Source organism: Acinetobacter johnsonii (assembly GCF_048551975.1).
Classification (GTDB): domain Bacteria; phylum Pseudomonadota; class Gammaproteobacteria; order Pseudomonadales; family Moraxellaceae; genus Acinetobacter; species Acinetobacter johnsonii_A.
On record NZ_JBIMCF010000012.1, the window covers coordinates 67139 to 85592 of the forward strand.

Below are 18454 nucleotides of genomic sequence, written 5' to 3' on the forward strand. Positions count from 1 at the left end.
TACATTTTACTCAGGACCAAAATTAGGGTTTCGCACTTAATTCGCATGCTTTGTAGAGTTTATGTGAATTTTCAAACATCGATATTGATCATTAATTCTTCATTTCATCTCAATCTATTCACAAAAAACTTCTACTCGTTACTTAAAGCTTACTATTTTTTCATCATCTGTAGTTTTAAGTAATGTGTACTTTTCACATTGTTGCTTCGATTGAATCGCAGATATTCAGGCGATAGCATGAAGCTCAGTTCAAATTGATGTGATGATCAGTCTGAACTATTTTTATCTAAAAAATATAAGGATGCCAAAACCATGAAACTTTCTCACTTAATTATTGCAACATCTTTAACAGCTGCGAGCTTTGCAACTTTTGCTGCACCTCAACAAGCGCCAGCTCAAGAAGACAAAGTTGTGGTATCAACCCAAGAAACAGCTGAAACTACAGACTTAAGTGCAAATGCACCAGCTTCGGAAGCATCAGCAGAGCAACCGAATCAAGAAAAAGCCGCTAAATAATTCAAATGTTGAGAGATCCAGTGGCTTTACTCTCCTGCTGGATCGCAACAACTTTTTAGCGTCACTTGAAACCAAGATATATCCTATCTTGGTTTCTTTTTATTTATGCACATGGACTATAGCAGTTCGGGATCAACAGGTGCACAACGCCAAATTTGCGTAGTTTGCCCATATGAGCTTCTATTCAAAACATCGACGTCAGACATAAAAAAAGATCCCCTATGTAGGAGATCTTTTTTTAAACTTAACTATGTGAGGTTTTTTTATAAATACTGCATGAAGGATGATGGTTCTCTTGTAAGCGCGCGACCTTACGTTGTTCTGCTGCTTCAAAACGGCAACGCTTCCAGTCATTGTCCAAATTCAATGCAGGAATTTGTTTTGGCTTACCATTTTCATCTACCGCAACCATAGTGAAGTAACAGCTATTGGTATGGCGCACGGTACGCTTTTGAATATTTTGTGCTTCAACACGAATACCAATTTCCATCGAAGTACGACCGACATGGTTCACACTTGCCAAGAAAGTCACTAACTCGCCCACATGAATAGGCTCTTTAAAATTAACTTTATCAACTGACAAGGTCACCACATAACTTCCTGAAAAACGACTTGCACACGCATATGCCACTTGGTCTAACAGTTTCAAAATGGTGCCACCATGCACATTTCCTGAAAAATTCGCCATATCAGGTGTCATTAAGACCGACATAGTGAGTTCAGACTGGTCATCTGCAGCCGCAGCAATTTGATCTAATGGGGACATCGCGTTCTCTAATTGGTAAGATAATAGGATATGTGACATTTATTATATCGGTTTTGAACGCTAAATTTGGTAACAAAACCATCATTATTATTTATAGTGATTTAAGTATCATTCAAAAAAATATATATAAAGAATACTAAGCTTTTGAATCTATAGGCTTTCTTTAAATTTTTATTTATTTAAAACATTGTCGATGCGATATTTTCACAGCATATAAATGGCTTTGAGCCTGATTGACTGTATTTTGAGTCATAGAAATATATGCTAGTCCAGTCCCATTCAGACTTTTATTTTGAAATTACGCATGATCAATACGTTCGTGCTTGGATACTTTGAATATTCAATTTTTGCTTATAATTTTTCTGCGCAAAAACTTTTTGAATCTGCCCTAACTGCGCAACGGTTGCATCGACCCCAGCTTGCATGGTCGACTCACGTCCACTCACATCAAAAATATGTACTTTCTCGCGCAAGTCTGGCTGAATCACAATATCAGCATTTTTCAGCTCAATTTGTGCAAGGTTCTTTTGCATGATATTGATATTTTGGTTGAACAGTCCCCAGACATTTGAGGTTTCTGTATACATCGGCTGCGCCAGAATATCGACCGCGATAATAATATCTGCCCCTAACTTACGTGCGACATCAACAGGTACCGGGCTGACTAAACCACCATCTACATATTCATCAGTACCAATCTTGGTTGGAATGAACATACTCGGGATTGATACCGATGCCCGAACCGCTTGCCCAGTATTGCCATAGTTAAAGACAACTTTTTTACCTTCTTTTAATTGCGTCGCCACTACATACATCGGGATAGGTAAGCTTTGAAGTGGCATATCGCTCACTTGTTCATTGACATAGTCTTCAACTTTTTGACCATCAAAGAAACCTTTCATGTCCAAACGAATATCGCGCACATCACTGGCTTTCATATTCAGCGCAATATCACGAATTTGATTGGCATTTTTACCGCTTGCATACAGCGATCCGACGATACTGCCGGCACTGGTTCCCACGATAAAGTCGGGACGAATCCCCGACTGCTCTAAAACTTGAATCGCACCAATATGCGCATAACCACGTGCACCACCACTCCCCAACACCAAGGCAATAATTGGACGATTCTGTTCTTTTTTAAGCTGTTTAAAATTGATCTGGTTGAGTCGCTCTTGGGCTTCCCCTGACTCAGTTTCGGCTAAAAACGCCTGATTTGGCGTTTCTTGAGCAACTTTGGGCATGCTTTGACAACCAGCTAAAGCGAGCAATGTAAACAACATAAGGCTAAGTTTAATGTTTAACATGATTCACCGAAGTTGAGATAGAGCGAAATTTTCCAACAGCATAGTGTATGAAAATCAGCGGTCCAAGTACTGTTGTTTTTCGTAAAAGCGTCATATTCCAGCATTATAATCTGATTCAATTTGTCAGCATAATTCAACATGTGCACTCAGCATATCACTCAAATTTTTCTGCACTTTTTAAAATTGGGCTGCTTGTCTTTTGGTGGGCCTGCTGCTCATTTGGTGTTTTTTCACCGTCATTTTGTAGAGCAACTTCGATGGTCGAGTGATGCTGAATATGCCCAATTGGTTGCTCTCGCTCAATTACTTCCAGGGCCAACCAGCAGCCAAGTGGGTATTGCCATTGGATATCAACTGCAAGGCTACCGCGGTGCGTGTGCGGCTTGGCTCGGCTTTACTTTGCCGTCTATGCTCCTCATGGCATGTTTCGCAGTAGTAGGTCAGCAGTACTTCAATCAACTCAGTGCGATGGCACTACATAGCATTCAGTTGATCGTTTTTGCTGTAGTGGTCTGGGCCTTTTGGCAAATGTTGACAAGTTTCTGCAAAACTATTTGGCAATATGTGCTGATGTTACTTAGCACCTTGTTTCTTTACTTTGTACCATGGTCGTTCAGCCAAGTTATCATCATCTTAGTTGCTGCTCTCGTCGGTATTTATTTCGCAGCAGATTCGACATCAAAGCTCCAAGACAGCGGCTTAAAAGCAAAAGTCCATGCAAAGCAGGCTTATCTTTGGCTGATTGCCTTTGTTTTGCCTTTTGTAGTTTTTATGGTGTGGCATTCATCTTCTTCACTCTTCTCACAGAGCCTATTTAGTTTTTATCAAGCTGCATCTTTGGTTTTTGGCGGCGGGCATATTATCTTGCCACTTTTACATCAGGACTTCGTCGTCAGCCATATTTTATCTGCCGAACAATTTGACTTGGGTTATGCGCTGGCTCAAATCATGCCCGGCCCCTTATTTAGTTTCGCCAGTTACTTAGGTGCTTTACTGCCTTTAACGCCCTTTGTTTGGCTGAATGTGGCTCTAGCCACTTTAGCAATCTTTCTGCCCTCATTCTTTTTAATCTTTGCAACCTTACCCTATTGGTCTTGGCTTATGCAGCAAGCTGCAATACGCAAAGCCGTGATTGGGATCAATGCGGCAGTGGTAAGTTTATTGCTGTGTTTAGTGATACAAATGGGACAAAGTTATTTCAAGCATTGGACTGACTTAGTTTTTGTAATCGCTGTTATTTTACTGCTTCGAACCAAACTCCCGATTTGGCTAAGCCTGATTTTAAGTTTTGCACTCTATCAGCTGTTCTTTTACGTTAGCGGCTAAATAGCCATAAAAAAGCCCCTATCAATGTAGAGGCTTTTTTATGTACTAAATAATTACCAAATATCTGATTTCACTTTGTCTTTAAATTTAGGATGGTTATCCAATTTAAACACTGGCTCTTTCACACCTTGTTTCAGCTGTGCCAAATAATCTTTTAACAGCATCAACAAGAATGGTGTTAACAGCAAAATAGCAAATAAATTAATGGTGGCCATAATGCCCATGAACAAATCGGCAGTGTTCCAAATGAGAGGCACACTCATCACTGAACCGAGATACACCATAATCAAAACAAAGATACGGAAGACAAACATCACCTTGGCATTGTTATTAATAAATTGCACATTCCCTTCTGCATAAGCATAGTTACCAATGACCGATGAAAAGGCAAACATGAACAAAATCGTTGCAAGGAAGTCATCGCCCCAAGAACCAATTTGGCTCTCTAAAGCCATTTGGGTGAGCGCTACGCCTTCAAAGCCCGCATCATGATAAAGTCCTGAGGCCAAAATAATAATCGCTGTACATGAACACACCACGAAGGTATCCACAAATACACCGAGCATTTGTACCAAACCTTGGTTTACAGGGTGCTTTACATCCGATGCAGCTGCCGCATTCGGTGCTGAACCCATACCTGCTTCATTAGAGAATAAACCACGTTTAATCCCCATCATCATTGCCATAGAAACCATCGCACCGAAGAAACCACCCGCAGCAGCTTCAAACTCAAAAGCTTTAGAGAAAATGAGCTGGAAGATATCAGGTAAAATAGCGTAATTAATTACGGCGATATATAAAGCAACAGCCAAATACAACAAGGCCATCAATGGCACAAAACTTTCTGCCACTTTGGCAATACGTTTGATCCCACCAAAGATAATCATTGCGGTCAGCAAGACTAGACCTAGTCCAACCCAAGACACCACAATATGAATGCCACCGAGTTCAAATGCTAGATTGGCTTTATCCCATCCCCATGCATGTGCTGTTGCACCTGTAATTGCATTGGCTTGTACTGCGTTAAACACAAAACCATAGGTTGAAATAAGTGCAACAGCAAAGACTATACCCAACCATTTTTGTTTTAGGCCTTGGGTAATATAGTATGCAGGTCCACCACGAAACTGTTTATTTTCTTGGTCACGCACCTTAAATAACTGCGCGAGAGATGACTCAACAAAAGCCGAACTCATGCCTAAAAATGCAGTGACCCACATCCAAAATACTGCTCCCGGTCCACCAATCGCAATTGCGATCGCAACACCCGCGACATTACCTACACCTACACGACTTGCAAGCCCAGTGACAAAAGCCTGAAAAGGTGTAATGCCATGATCATCATCACATTCCTTACGGCTTGATTTCATGACCTTGATGCTGTGCAAAAATAAGCGAACCTGTACTGCACCCGTAATTAGGGTGTAAAACACACCCACCGCAACAAGGAAAATCACCAAAAAGTCCCACAGAGGTCCATTCAGTGTATTCACCCACCCGAGTAATGTTTCATTTAATTGATCATTCATCTCGATATCCTAATTATTGTGAAAGACCTGAAAGCTAAAAAAGCCCTAGTTTCCTAGGGCAAATTGCATTTCCAATTAGTTAAAATATTGCAAAATAGACTGAATGACAGCCACGTTAATCAAGTCTACAAAGAAGGCGCCACATAAAGGCACAATTAAGAATGCCTTGTGTGAAGGACCATACATGTTGGTAATCGCCTGCATGTTTGCAACCGCAGTCGGGGTTGCACCCATACCAAATCCACAGTGACCCGCAGATAACACAGCAGCATCGTAGTTTTTACCCATCACACGGAATGTCACAAATGCAGCATACAAGCCCATCGTAATTGTTTGCGCACCTAAAATTACCACAAGCGGACCAGCAAGGTCAGCCAATTGCCATAATTTCAATGAAAGCAAAGCCATCGCAAGGTACAACGACAGTGATGCATTGCCAAATACATCAATCGCACGGTCAAAGATTTGAACTTTGAAAATACCTTCCAACACATTACGTAAAATGACACCACCTGCAAGCGCCCAAACAAAAGTCGGTAACTCAAGCATTGTGCCTTTCATATGGCCGGTCATAAAGTCAGCAAAAGCCAAACAGCCTGCAAACAAACCTAATGTCGTAATCGCATTATCCGCAGTGATTAAACGCACACGATGTGGATATTCAAACGGTACATATTCTGTTGAATTAATATCAGTCAGTGGCGTGTTATCACTCTTTTCAATTTGTTCATTGGTACGAGGCGTTGCCAATTGATAGCGGTTAATAAGCAACTTCGCTAAAGGACCACCAATCAAACCACCAATAATCAAACCAAATGTCGCACTCGCCATACCCAAAGCTAATGCACCTTGGATACCATGTTTAACTTCTAAAATTTCACCCCAAGCACCCGCAGTACCATGACCACCAGTTAAGGTAATTGAACCTGCAATCAAACCAATAAGTGGGTCAATACCCAATAGAGTTGCAAGGCTAATGCCGACAAAGTTTTGCACCACAATAAATGAAGCGACAGCCATCAAGAAAATAACCAGACCAATTCCCCCTTCGCGCAATTTGGCAAAGTTTGCACTTAAACCAATTGAGGCGAAGAAAATCAGCATAAAACTTGTTTGCAATTCGCTACTGGTCGTGATGCTATAGCCCCAAAGACTATGCACAACCAAGGAGATAATCGCTGCAACTAGACCACCAGCGACAGGCTCAGGAATGTTGTAGCGTTTCAAGAAACCAATTTTATTTACCAAGAAGCGGCCAAGTAATAAAACGATGACGGCTGCAATCAAGGTATAAAAAGCGTTAAAAGTAAATTCCATGACAATTGTCCATAAAGCGGATGCTTAGATTTTGTTATCTGGCTAATAAGCCACCGAATCCATTGATACTTCAAGAGATATTTCGTAAATCTGAGACAAACTCAGTCTTGCGTATGGAAGTTCAGGCAACGGGTAAATTGGTAACAAACTAAGCGATCTGATGCATAACATGTTCAGTTCTACACGATGAGTAAACTGAAATAACGTAATGCCCAATAATGTTTGGACACAGATACGGTTTTTTGAAAAAAATCACAAAACCGCCCCATATTGCTTTAAAAACAAGCAATAAATGCACAATATGGGCGAAAGACGGACATTATGCAGATTTTTTATAGATAATCTTTATTTTTTTACAATAATTTCCAACTATTTCACTTATTCTTTTCTGACCCAATACTTAAGTCTATATTCAAAATGTATTTAGTCTGTATAAATTTCTCGACTCAAACAAAACAGGAGCCTAAAGCTCCTGTTTTTTAAAGTACAACTATTTCATCACATGATTAGAAGCTGTATTTCGCCATTAAGCCAACACGGTTGTCTTTGTAGCTATAACCAGCAAAGGTATCACGTTTACCATTGATATATTCAACACCTAAGTCCAATGGCTTAACTGGTGAATAGATGAAGTTAATCCATGCTTGGTAAACTTCTTCGTTTACTGTTGGGTTTAAAGTTGCATAATCTGTGCTGCCATCTGCAAATAGAGCACCATACGCTAAAGTCGAACGTAATTTTTCATTGAATTTATACGTACCACCGACTTGTACGCCGAATGCTTCATTTTGCTCGATATTGCCATTTACTGGATCTACATAAAATGCTGTGTTGCTTCCGTATAAATAGTTGCTATTGCCCTGTACATAGGACACATCAGCACTTAATTTTAACGGATCAATCACTTGATAGTTTACACCAGCAGCTAAGCCCCAACCTGTTTTATCATCACCAGATGATTCAGACTTATAGTGCTCTACTAAACCACGAACAGATGCATTCGCTTTGCCATCTGCAAAACCTTGCGTTAATTTCGCAGTTAATACTGGTAAGCTATATTTCACATCTGAACTAACAGTCTCACTCTTAGTTACACCATCAGTCGTGGTAACTTTAAGCTGGTTTGCTGAACTATTCCCTTCTTCCGCAGCAATAAATAATTTCGTTGCAGGCGCCAAGTTAAAGCCATAACGTACTTGTGGAATACGTGCTGTCCCCCCCCCCACGTTAGTGCCGAAGTCAATCATTTCTGGTGCATGGCTAGACAAGAAGTTAGATGTAGTTTGACCAAACAACCAGTTGTTATAAGTCAAATATGCATGACGAATACGCAGTGCTTCATTTGTTCCAGCGAAGTCAACTTCTACTTTACCGCCAAGTTTGTTATCGCCACCAACATTGGTATTGAAATCTAAACCTAAGCGTGTAGTTTTCGCTGTTGCACGAAGTTTGTCTTTAGTTTGGCCATTTGAGCTTGAAACTTTGTTGAAGTCGTCATCCGCACCTTCAATAATGTAGTTTGCATCGCCACGAACAAAACCATATAGGTTAATGTCTGCGCCAGACTTAGATTTAAACGAAGACAGTGGAGATTCAGCTTTTACAGGAGCTGGCTGTGCTTTGACTTGTTGAATCTGAACGGCTTGTTGTTGTTGAACTTGTTGTTGCTGTTGCATTAAAGCTTTTAACTCAGCAACTTCGGCACGTAACTGAGCGAGTTCTTGTTGTTCTTTAGTTGCAGCATGAGTTGTTGTCATCATCAGAGCAGCCACACTAAGTGCTAGGCTTTGAGCGATAAATGGCTTTTTATTGAGGGCTAAACGCATACACAAACTTCCTATATTACATTGTTAATGGTGAATCAAAAATTCCATTTCAGTAAAATTTTTTGCACAAAAGACCATTCCGTTTTGGTCTTTTCATATGCAAAATAATCTTATAAAGATGAAAAATCGCACATTTCGATGTTTTAAGATATGACCTTTTATTACTCTTGCCACTAAAGTCTAATGCACGTAATTTTTAACGATAATTGATGTTATTTACGATTGGCTTTGAAGCATCAAATTACAATTTAGACAGACTTTTGCAATAATTAAGTAACAATTCTTCATATTTTCTTAAATATAGACTGAGTTTTATTTGATATCTATACTTTTTTCTTATAACTAAAGTCTTAGCCTAATAGATAGCCACCTATGCCGAATGATGGGTAAAAATCACACCTTTGCACCAAAAAATCCTAGCTATTCAGACTATTATTGAGCATGATGAATAAAATATCCCCAAACATGAATACACGGTTAGGGCAAAAAGATGTGCTCATAGGAAAAAAGCGTGACGAAATGCTTGAGTAGGTCTGTTATGTTCAATTTGAATGATTTCAACATCCAAAAAATCCGCACTATACCAAGAAGCTTTTGCATATTATCCAGAAAAATGAATTTCGCCTTTTATTGAGCGCCACCGTGAAAATGGTTGGGGCTTATATGGCTTGCTTAATATTCAAAAAGGTGAAAAGCGAAAATCGCAGAGCAGCAACCACGTAATGACCAATTTTTTGATGCACCTGTCGGACTATTCTTCATAGTCAATCAAGTTATGGTCATCAACGAGAAAATCGATATTGCCATGATAATGCAAAATGCGATTATTGCAGCCAAAGCACGAGACTAAACACCTAAAATGAGTCTCTTTTTTATATAGTCACGACTTCAATTTTTAGGCTTTTTCGTGCTCAAGCTTAAACACATAATACAAAGCCAAAGCTACAAAAATAGCCATGACAATGGCCATATTCAAGAGTGCCGACCAGAGTAGAAAATTAAGAATCACACCACAAAGTAGACCACAACCAAATTGCATACTGCCCATAATCGCACTGGCCGTTCCTGCCCGTGCACCCTGCTCAGACATTGCAATCGCCATGGCATTTGGCCCTGTAAACCCGATTGCTGCGACAGCGAGAAACATCCCTGCACATACGATATATAAGGGCGCATGCGTCATGCTACCAGCTACCAACAACATCCCCACACCAGCCAACTGCAAAAAACTGCCTAATTTTAAACGCTGAAAAACACTTAACTTTTGTGCCAGACGTTTATTGAAGGTCGAGAACAGCATAATCCCAACTGCATTAGCACCAAAGGCATAGGCAAAAACTTGCTGACTTAAGCCGTAACCATCCATCAGAATGGCAGCAGAAGCACTGATATAGCAAAAGAGTACAGCCCCAGCAAAACATCCAACAAACATCGGACGTCTAAAGCTCGAATCTTGCAGAATCGCCCCGTAGAGGTTTAAAACTTGATTAAAGTTAAGCTTTAAACGACGCTTCGAATCTAAAGTTTCTTCAAAGAAAAAGTGTACGCAGCACAGGCTTCCCAAACCAACGACCATCAAAAAGGCGAAAATGCTATGCCAACTACTGAAACTAAGTACCAGCGCGCCTAAACTCGGCGCAATAATTGGCGCGATGGTGGTCACGATCATCATACTGGCAAATGCTTGGGCTGAGGCTTGCATATCTAAACGATCACGAATCGCAGCTCGAGCAATCACCACACCCACACAACCGCCTAAGGCTTGCAAAACCCGGGCGGCAATGAGGCTCCACTCACTGTTTGCAAACACACACAGTAAACTGGCAATAATGTAGAGACTTAGGCCAAAATACAGCGGTTTTTTCCGCCCAATTCGGTCACTTACAGGTCCATAAATCAGTTGTCCAATCGCCAAGCCCAAAAAGTACGCAGGTAAGCTGTTGGCCACCATTTGTGTGCTTACCCCAAAGTCATTCGCCATTTGTGGCAAAGCGGGTAAATACATATCAATAGACAGTGGACCGAGTGCAGTCAGTGAAGCAAGTAAGAGAATCCAAGCGTTGGAATAGACCGCTTTTTCCTGTGTAGTCGACATAGGATTAATTTGTGTTTTGGAAGGAGAGTTTGCAGACAAGTTTACACGCTCCATAGTATGATTTATACCAGAGCAGGTGAAATTTCACATATTCTCATATTTGAAAATTGTCCAACCCTAAGCGACAAACAAAGGTGCCCTTTGAAAGCATGGCTGACCAGTCTAAAACAGGCTACTTATAATACAACCTTCATGTATAACCTCCGCATGGTCATTACCTTTGCAGGAACTGCTTTTGTTCCATATTTTATGGGTTTTCAACTGGCAACTATTCCGCTGACACTCGGCGCTGTTGCTGCGGGTTTAAGTGATATTGATGACCGCTTTTCCGTGCGAATCATGAATTTAATTTTTACCTATATTGGCTTTTTCATTACCGCAACGTCGATTTACTTTTTATTTCCGCACCCAATTTTATTCGCACTGGGTCTAATCGTTTCGTGTATTGGTCTGATTTTACTGGGCTCACTGGGACGTCGTTATGCCATCATTTCCTATGGTTGTTTAGTGGTTTCCGTTTACTCCATGCTTGGGGTCGGGCTTTTTGACAACTGGTATACACAACCATCTCTACTGGTGATTGGAGCAATTTGGTATAGTGTTATTTCAACCATCAGTTTTCTGCTCTTTCCTGTGCGTCAGGTGCAGGACAATCTATCGAAGTGCTATTCCTCACTCGCCGATTTTCTGTTTGCCAAATCCAACCTGTTTGATGTCGATATGACAGCTAATAGCTATCAACAGAGTATGATTGAACTGTCGTTGGAAAATGGTAAATTAATTGCAATTTTCAACGACATGAAAACCGCCCTACTCACCCGTTTAAAAGGTGACCGTGGACAACGAGATACACGTCGAAGCCTGCAATATTATTTTGTGGCGCAAGATATTCACGAGCGTGCAGATTCAGCACATATTGACTATCAAAAACTGGCGAAAATTTTTCAACACAGCGATATCTTATTCCGCTTTCAACGAATCTTATCTATACAAGCCAAAGCCTGTAAGGACTTAAGCAGCAGCATTTTAAACCGTCAAACCTATACCCATAATAAACGCTTTAAACATGCATTTGAAAACCTCCGTTTATCATTAGAAAAGCTCAGAGACGAACAACAATACGACCAAATTTGGGTCAATGCTCTGTTTTCACTGTATCAAAACTTAAAGTCTATTGATGCACAGCTACGCAACTTAGAAACTGAACGCAATATTAAACTCGATAAAACTAAGCATATCGAAAGTCAGCTCAAAGATGATGATCTGAAAGGCTGGGATGATATTAAGGTTCGGATTAAACAACATCTCACCCCAGAGTCGGTGTTATTTCGACACGCGATTCGTCTGTCTATCGTGCTATTGGTTGGATATATCTTTGTTCAAGTCACTAACATTGAATATGGGTACTGGATTCTACTTACAGCACTATTTGTCAGTCAGCCCAATTTCAACGCAACCAAACGTCGTTTACGTTTACGTATCGTAGGAACGTTGGTCGGAATCATTTTAGGGTATGCCGTATTGTACTTTGTACCTTCGATTGAAGGACAACTTCTCGTCTTGGTCATCAGCGGGGTACTTTTCTTTGAGCTGCGCAGTAAACAATATGCACAAGCCACCGCTTTCATCACTATTTTGGCGCTGATTAATTTCAACTTAGATGGTATGGGATACGAAGCTGCCCTTCCGCGCATGATGGATACCTTAATTGGCTGTGGTCTGGCATGGTTAGGCGTGAGTTTCATTTTCCCTGACTGGAAGTTTCGTCGCCTACCCCGCACAATTTATCGTTCGCTTTCCGCTCAATGTGATTATTTGGGAGAGGTAATTGAACAGTATAAGTCTGGACGCAACAATGGCCTGAATTATCGCGTGGTCCGTCGTGCGGCACACAATACCGATGCCGAAGTTGCTTCACTAATTTCCACTTTAGCCACCGAGCCCGATTTTGACCCAACGCAAAAAAGCTTGGCATTTGAGTTCTTGTGCCTCAATCATACCTTTATTAGCTATATTGCAGCTTTGGGGGCTCATCGCGAAAAAATTGAGGACCCACAAATTTTAGAATTGATGGATCGCGCTTTTGACAATATCCAAGGTGCGCTACTGCGGGATGAAATGCCTGATTTAACTGCGCAAAATATGCTACAGACCATTCGTCAGCGTTTAAGCCAAAATAATAAGGAAGATCAGAAGGCATTGATTATTTTACAACAGCTTTCCTTGATGTTTAGCATCTTGAATCAGTTCAGTCGTTTGAAGCAAAGTTTAAGCCACGAACGGGATCATGAGGCCACAGAATTGGCTTCATTATAATTTGGGTGATTTTGGAACAATATACTCACTGAAATGCTCTAAATAATGCTAAACTTTTTGCAGTTTTAAATCTGTTACTTTCACTATGACCGCGAAAAATTTATACGCTTATACTTTACAGCCTGTGACCTATGAAATCACTGAAGCTGAACAACGCGATGCTCAATTAAAAATTTGGCGTAGCACAAACAAAATTAGCATGAAAGCTTGGATCATCATGGCTGTCGTTACAGCCCTTTCGATTCTTGGCCTAATTTTACTCAAGAATTATTCAACCATCTTTTGTTGGGTCGCAATCGCCTGCGTCGTGGTTTACCTTTTAGTCCGTAAATTCGGTTTAGAATGGTATGTGAAGCGAAAAATGAATGAGTTTCCAGTTCAGGAAATTAAAGGTATTCGTTTAGGTGTACAACCTCACGGTCTGATTATGCGCCAACAAATGGGCATGCAAGAAGGTGTCGGTGCAATCGGTTGGAAAGATATCTACGAATGGTACAACACACCTGAGTTTTTGTTGATTAAATTCAAAGTGAAAGGCCAAGAAGGTGCATACATTCTGCCAAAACGCATGGATAGCAAAAACTTCTCGTTTAATACGATTCGTAAACATTTAAAAGAAACAGTTGGTGAAGCGCAGCCACTTTAAGTCCTGCTTTCTCTTCTGTAAAAAACCTCCAACTTTTGGAGGTTTTTTTATATCCCAAACTCTCGAATACAAATGATAATGAGAATAAATATTAATTTCTAAATCCATATTATCTTCTCAATCTTCAGGTATAATTTCCGCACAACAAATCGCTCACCATTAAGTATCGCCATGTTTAAAAAAACATTTTTCCAAGTGCATTGGTTTTTGGGAATCACTGCGGGTCTTATCCTGTCGCTTATGGGCGTCACAGGGGCCATCTATTCTTATGAACAACAAATCTTAAAATGGATGAACCCAGATAGCTATACCGTTCAAGCAACACAAAACCATAAATTAACCCCTGCTGAGCTGTATCTACATTTCCAAAAACAAGATCCTGCCATCAAAATCAATAGTATTACGATTGCTCAAGAGTCAACCACTTCAAGCACGGTCAATATCGAGAAAGAAGGCGCACGTCGTGGTTATAACATGATGGTGAACCCGTATACTGCTGAAGTCCTACCCGAAGTTAAAGGCCGTGAATTTTTTAACTTTATTCAACAGTTGCACCGTAATTTAACTATCGGTCCTGTCGGTAAACAAATTACTGGCGCTTGTACCCTCATGCTTATTTTCTTTGTATTGAGTGGTCTGTACTTACGTTGGCCCAAACGTCATTCCATCAAACAATGGTTTTTTATTAAACCTAAATTGAAAGGGCGTAACTTCATTTGGGATTTGCATGCTGTTGTTGGTACTTGGGTGGTGATCTTTTATCTGATATTGGCCTGTACAGGACTGTACTGGTCTTATGATTGGTGGCGTGATGGCATGTTTAAAGTCCTCGGTGTTGAACGCCCACAAGCACAAATGCAAGAAGGACCCCGTCCAAATGTTGGTGCAACTCAAGGCCCACGTGGCGAACGTGGCCAAGGTGAACAACATGGTGAGCGTAAAGGCTTATCTCCAGAACAAGTACAAATTGCTTTAACGCAAACGTGGACAGGATTTAATGCACAAGTTGGTCGAGACTATTCAACCCTGACCCTAAATATTCCGAAAAAGCCCGATGGTACACTTGAGCTTTCATTTGTAGATGTAATTCCACAGCATGAGCGGGCGCGAAATTCAGCGGTCTTCAATTATCAAACTTCACAAATTGAAAAAATGGAGTTATATGAGCAGAAGAAGCTGAATGAAAAAATCATGAGCAGTATGCTTCCTGTACACCGTGGTAGCTTCTTTGGCCCAATTTATCAATTCTTTGCCATGTTTGCATCACTGATGATGCCACTGTTCTTTGTAACGGGTTGGATGCTGTATCTCAAACGTCGTAAACAGAAGAAACTCACTCAGCAAGCCCGTGGTGGAGCGTTGAATGTTTTGGTTGACCCAAATGCGAAACCATGGCTCATTGCCTATGCAACTCAAACGGGTGTTTCTGAACAAATTGCTTGGCGTACTGCAACCAGCTTACAAGAAGCAAGACAACCTGTAAGTGTTAAAGCTGTACAACACTTAACGCAAGATGACTTAAAAGCTGCCGAACAAGTGCTTTTTGTTGCAAGTACTTATGGCACAGGTGAAGCACCTGACTTAGCCAGTAGTTTTGAAAAGAAATTTTTAAATACAACTTTGGATTTGTCACACCTTCACTATGCCGTTTTGGCTTTAGGCTCTCAAGAATATCCTGATTCCTATTGTAGTTTTGGCCATCGCATTGATAGTTGGTTAAAAGCCAATGGCGCACATGCTTTGTTTGCAACCATTGAAGTCAACAACGCAGATAACAATGATATTCAACGTTGGAACAGCGCTCTTGCCTCTGCAACCAAACTTGAGCTTCAAGCCATGAACATTGACAAAACCTTTGATCAATGGACTTTGGCACAACGTGACGTGCTCAATCCAAACAGCGTTGGCGCACATGCTTATAATATCGAGCTAAAAACCAACTTCGATGCAACATGGCAAGCAGGTGATATTGCTGAAGTTCAACCAGGTAACAGTACAGCACGTATCCAAGCGTTTGTGCAAAAGCATCACATTGCAGCACAGAGCATCGTTGAGTCTTTAGCCATTTCAATTGAGCAAGCGCTTTGGGATAAGAACCTCAACACAGAGATTGAGCCTTTTGCCAATTTGGAACATTTACTGGAACAGTTGAGCCCTTTACCTACACGTGAATACTCGATTGCAAGTGTACCAACTCAACAAGTGTTACGTTTGGTCGTGCGCCAACAGCAAGATTCAGCAGGTGAACTGGGCTTAGGTTCTGGTTGGTTAACCCAACATGCCGAGCTTCAGCAACCTATCGCACTACGCATTCGTACCAATGAATCATTCCACTTGATCAATGACAACCGTCCTATCATTTGTATTGGTAACGGCACAGGTATCGCAGGCTTAATGAGTCTACTTCATGCACGCACACGCCTAGACTACACTCAAAACTGGTTGATCTTTGGTGAGCGTCAACGTGAACATGATTTCTTCTATCAAAGTACGATTGAAGCGTGGCAAACCACAGGCATGCTACAACGCTTAGATTTAGCGTTCTCACGAGATCAAGCAGAGAAAGTTTATGTACACCATAAACTGCGTGAACAAGCTACAGAGCTTAAAACATGGGTTGAAAATGGTGCCGTAATTTATGTCTGCGGAAGCATTAATGGTATGGCGAGCGATGTCGATGCTGCCCTAATTGAAATCTTAGGCGAAGAAAAATTAGATCAATTACGTCAAGAAGGTCGTTACCGTCGCGATGTTTACTAAACACTAAGCCTAAATGAAAAAACCGAGCCACAGCGCTCGGTTTTTTCATGCGTAAATTTGCTAGAATCCATGCAAACGATAACCCACAAGCCCATATGAAAAAATCAAAAAGAGTCATTAGTTTTATTATCGGGTCAATACTGTTCACAGACGGCTTATATTTTGGTTTACAACTCCACTTTAATTTTGGCACCTTCTTGCCCTTATTGATTGGACTAGGTCTAATCATTTATGCACTCGCTTATCCTAAACTTATTGCCTATATTCAAACCAATACAATCAGACAATCAATATGGCGTTGGGCTTGGACGATTTTCTTTGTTTGGGTTTTTAGCTTATTCATTTTCTTCGTCTTTTTAGGGTTTTCAAATCAACAAAATACCCCTCATGTCGCTGCACCCGCTATTGTAGTTCTTGGCAGTGGTCTGAAGCATGGCAAACCGAGTCCAACATTGGCCAGCCGTTTAGATCAAGCGGCAAGCTATGCCAAGTTGCATCCCAACAGCATTATGGTCGTCAGTGGCGGCCTATCCTTTCAGCAAAAAAATAGTGAAGCTGAAGCAATGCGACAATATCTGATTGATGTACACCATATCCCAGCACAGCGTATTTACACCGAAGATCAAAGCACCAGTACCGAGTTAAATCTGATCAATAGTAAAAAGATTTTAGCCAAGCAGCATATTTCCCTACAGCAACCGATTGCTATTGTGACCAGCGATTTTCATATCCCCCGTAGCCGTGCTATAGCCATACGTCAGGGTTATCAAACGCCTATCATGATCAGCGCTCAGACACCTCTTGCCACTCGCTATAATGCATGGTTACGTGAGTATTTTGCATATTGGAGTGGTTGGCTACTCAATGAATACTAAAATAAAATCCTCATGAATTAATGAAGACGGATTGTCCGTGGCGACGGTAATTGTAATTGTTTAAATAATTCAGGCTTCTGCATCGAAAATTGATATAAATAGTTTTTGATATCTAATAACAATTTTTCTGGTGCAACCAAGACATTTTGCCCTTCGGGGCTTAAGTTCATAGAGACCGTAGTTTTTTCTGAACGTAAGAATGGAATCACTTTTTCGACTAAATCGCTGAGACCAATACTCTGGATTTCGTAGCCCGCCCAATTATCTTTTACCAAAAGCTGCGCTAAACCTTTACTCTGCCACATCGCAAAAGAACGTTGTCCAGTCGGCGTAGCACATAAAGCCCAGCCATCTTGATATAAGGCTATAACATGACCTTGATGCACGATAGTTTCGATAAAAAGACGATAGATTTCAAGAGGATCGTAAGCAGTATTTTGATTTTTAGACGCAGCTTTGCGTTGATATGGGTTTCTCATAAATCTGTCATATTTTAAAATTATTATTGCACAGAAGTGTATGAAAACAGCTTGAGATAAGCAAGGCTTTTACGACAAGGGAATATGGTGGGCGCTGACGGGATCGAACCGCCGACATTCTGCTTGTAAGGCAGACGCTCTACCAACTGAGCTAAGCGCCCTTGAGAAATAAAAATAGCATTGCTGTTTTTATTAAGCAAGAAGGAAATCTTGCTTGATTCCATTTACTAGCACAAGGGATCTAGAAAATGGCGCAGCGGACGGGGCTCGAACCCGCGACCCCCGGCGTGACAGGCCGGTATTCTAACCAACTGAACTACCGCTGCAACGGTAATTGCGAATGCAATTAGGGTCATTAAGCTTTACAGCTTGAATATGGTGGGCGCTGACGGGATCGAACCGCCGACATTCTGCTTGTAAGGCAGACGCTCTACCAACTGAGCTAAGCGCCCTGATTAAGATTGTCAGTCTTAGTTTTCAAATTTAAGCTCAGGGACTTAAATTTATATTTTAAATGGCGCAGCGGACGGGGCTCGAACCCGCGACCCCCGGCGTGACAGGCCGGTATTCTAACCAACTGAACTACCGCTGCGTCGTAAAATATGGTGGGCGCTGACGGGATCGAACCGCCGACATTCTGCTTGTAAGGCAGACGCTCTACCAACTGAGCTAAGCGCCCTGATTAAGATTGTCAGT

The 18454-nt window shown here is 41.1% G+C and carries 13 protein-coding genes, 5 tRNA genes and 1 pseudogene; 7 read left to right on the forward strand and 12 right to left on the reverse strand.

What is annotated here, in order from left to right; translation table 11 throughout:
- The first annotated feature begins 312 nt into the window (after nucleotides 1–312).
- A complete protein-coding gene (locus ACG9ZB_RS10710; protein ID WP_004694446.1) occupies nucleotides 313–516 on the forward strand; it encodes a hypothetical protein in 204 nt (67 codons plus the stop codon).
- Nucleotides 517–760: 244 nt separating this feature from the next.
- Here ACG9ZB_RS10710 and ACG9ZB_RS10715 read toward each other — a convergent pair whose 3' ends face one another.
- A complete protein-coding gene (locus tag ACG9ZB_RS10715; RefSeq protein ID WP_058869179.1) occupies nucleotides 761–1282 on the reverse strand; it encodes an acyl-CoA thioesterase in 522 nt (173 codons plus the stop codon).
- Between the two features lie 308 nt (nucleotides 1283–1590).
- Complete coding sequence (locus tag ACG9ZB_RS10720; protein ID WP_419325734.1) at nucleotides 1591–2589, reverse strand: patatin-like phospholipase family protein; 999 nt, start codon at nucleotides 2587–2589, stop codon at nucleotides 1591–1593.
- 138 nt (nucleotides 2590–2727) lie between these two features.
- On the opposite strand from ACG9ZB_RS10720, the gene chrA reads away from it, so the two are divergent.
- Nucleotides 2728–3915 carry a chromate efflux transporter gene (chrA, locus tag ACG9ZB_RS10725; RefSeq protein WP_419325736.1) on the forward strand — a complete coding sequence of 396 codons (1188 nt, stop codon included), beginning with the start codon at nucleotides 2728–2730 and terminating at the stop codon, nucleotides 3913–3915.
- Between the two features lie 53 nt (nucleotides 3916–3968).
- On the opposite strand, the gene ACG9ZB_RS10730 is transcribed toward chrA, so the two are convergent.
- From ACG9ZB_RS10730 to ACG9ZB_RS10740, 3 genes are all read right to left on the reverse strand, one after another.
- Nucleotides 3969–5444 carry an alanine/glycine:cation symporter family protein gene (locus ACG9ZB_RS10730; protein ID WP_419325738.1) on the reverse strand — a complete coding sequence of 492 codons (1476 nt, stop codon included), beginning with the start codon at nucleotides 5442–5444 and terminating at the stop codon, nucleotides 3969–3971.
- Nucleotides 5445–5519: 75 nt separating this feature from the next.
- Complete coding sequence (gene gltS, locus ACG9ZB_RS10735) at nucleotides 5520–6761, reverse strand: sodium/glutamate symporter (protein ID WP_058869175.1); 1242 nt, start codon at nucleotides 6759–6761, stop codon at nucleotides 5520–5522.
- Nucleotides 6762–7267: 506 nt separating this feature from the next.
- Nucleotides 7268–8587: a DcaP family trimeric outer membrane transporter gene (locus ACG9ZB_RS10740; protein WP_419325739.1), complete on the reverse strand. Its 1320-nt coding sequence runs from the start codon at nucleotides 8585–8587 to the stop codon at nucleotides 7268–7270.
- Nucleotides 8588–9085: 498 nt separating this feature from the next.
- Between ACG9ZB_RS10740 and ACG9ZB_RS10745 the strand changes: the two are divergent.
- Nucleotides 9086–9431 (forward strand): annotated as a pseudogene (locus ACG9ZB_RS10745) (nitroreductase); the annotation flags it as partial.
- Between the two features lie 51 nt (nucleotides 9432–9482).
- Here ACG9ZB_RS10745 and ACG9ZB_RS10750 read toward each other — a convergent pair.
- A complete protein-coding gene (locus ACG9ZB_RS10750; protein WP_419325746.1) occupies nucleotides 9483–10682 on the reverse strand; it encodes a multidrug effflux MFS transporter in 1200 nt (399 codons plus the stop codon).
- 141 nt (nucleotides 10683–10823) lie between these two features.
- Here ACG9ZB_RS10750 and yccS point away from each other — a divergent pair, with 141 nt between their 5' ends.
- The 4 genes from yccS to ACG9ZB_RS10770 all read left to right on the forward strand — a co-directional run bounded on the left by yccS (nucleotide 10824) and on the right by ACG9ZB_RS10770 (nucleotide 17279).
- Nucleotides 10824–12998 carry a YccS family putative transporter gene (gene yccS / locus ACG9ZB_RS10755; protein WP_419325741.1) on the forward strand — a complete coding sequence of 725 codons (2175 nt, stop codon included), beginning with the start codon at nucleotides 10824–10826 and terminating at the stop codon, nucleotides 12996–12998.
- Nucleotides 12999–13083: 85 nt separating this feature from the next.
- Nucleotides 13084–13644 (forward strand): YcxB family protein, encoded by a 561-nt coding sequence (locus ACG9ZB_RS10760; RefSeq protein WP_004981126.1) that lies wholly within the window; start codon nucleotides 13084–13086, stop codon nucleotides 13642–13644.
- A 171-nt stretch (nucleotides 13645–13815) separates the two neighbouring features.
- Nucleotides 13816–16404 (forward strand): PepSY domain-containing protein, encoded by a 2589-nt coding sequence (locus ACG9ZB_RS10765; protein WP_419325742.1) that lies wholly within the window; start codon nucleotides 13816–13818, stop codon nucleotides 16402–16404.
- Nucleotides 16405–16499: 95 nt separating this feature from the next.
- Nucleotides 16500–17279, forward strand: coding sequence for a YdcF family protein (locus tag ACG9ZB_RS10770; RefSeq protein ID WP_419325747.1), 780 nt, complete (start codon nucleotides 16500–16502; stop codon nucleotides 17277–17279).
- 17 nt (nucleotides 17280–17296) lie between these two features.
- On the opposite strand, the gene ACG9ZB_RS10775 is transcribed toward ACG9ZB_RS10770, so the two are convergent.
- From ACG9ZB_RS10775 to ACG9ZB_RS10800, 6 genes are all read right to left on the reverse strand, one after another.
- Nucleotides 17297–17758: a DUF2750 domain-containing protein gene (locus ACG9ZB_RS10775; protein WP_004694470.1), complete on the reverse strand. Its 462-nt coding sequence runs from the start codon at nucleotides 17756–17758 to the stop codon at nucleotides 17297–17299.
- Nucleotides 17759–17843: 85 nt separating this feature from the next.
- Nucleotides 17844–17919: transfer RNA gene (locus tag ACG9ZB_RS10780), tRNA-Val, on the reverse strand.
- An 88-nt stretch (nucleotides 17920–18007) separates the two neighbouring features.
- Nucleotides 18008–18084: transfer RNA gene (locus ACG9ZB_RS10785), tRNA-Asp, on the reverse strand.
- Between the two features lie 50 nt (nucleotides 18085–18134).
- A tRNA-Val gene (locus ACG9ZB_RS10790) sits at nucleotides 18135–18210 on the reverse strand.
- Nucleotides 18211–18273: 63 nt separating this feature from the next.
- Nucleotides 18274–18350, reverse strand: a tRNA-Asp gene (locus tag ACG9ZB_RS10795).
- Nucleotides 18351–18361: 11 nt separating this feature from the next.
- Nucleotides 18362–18437, reverse strand: a tRNA-Val gene (locus ACG9ZB_RS10800).
- Between the last annotated feature and the right edge of the window lie 17 nt (nucleotides 18438–18454).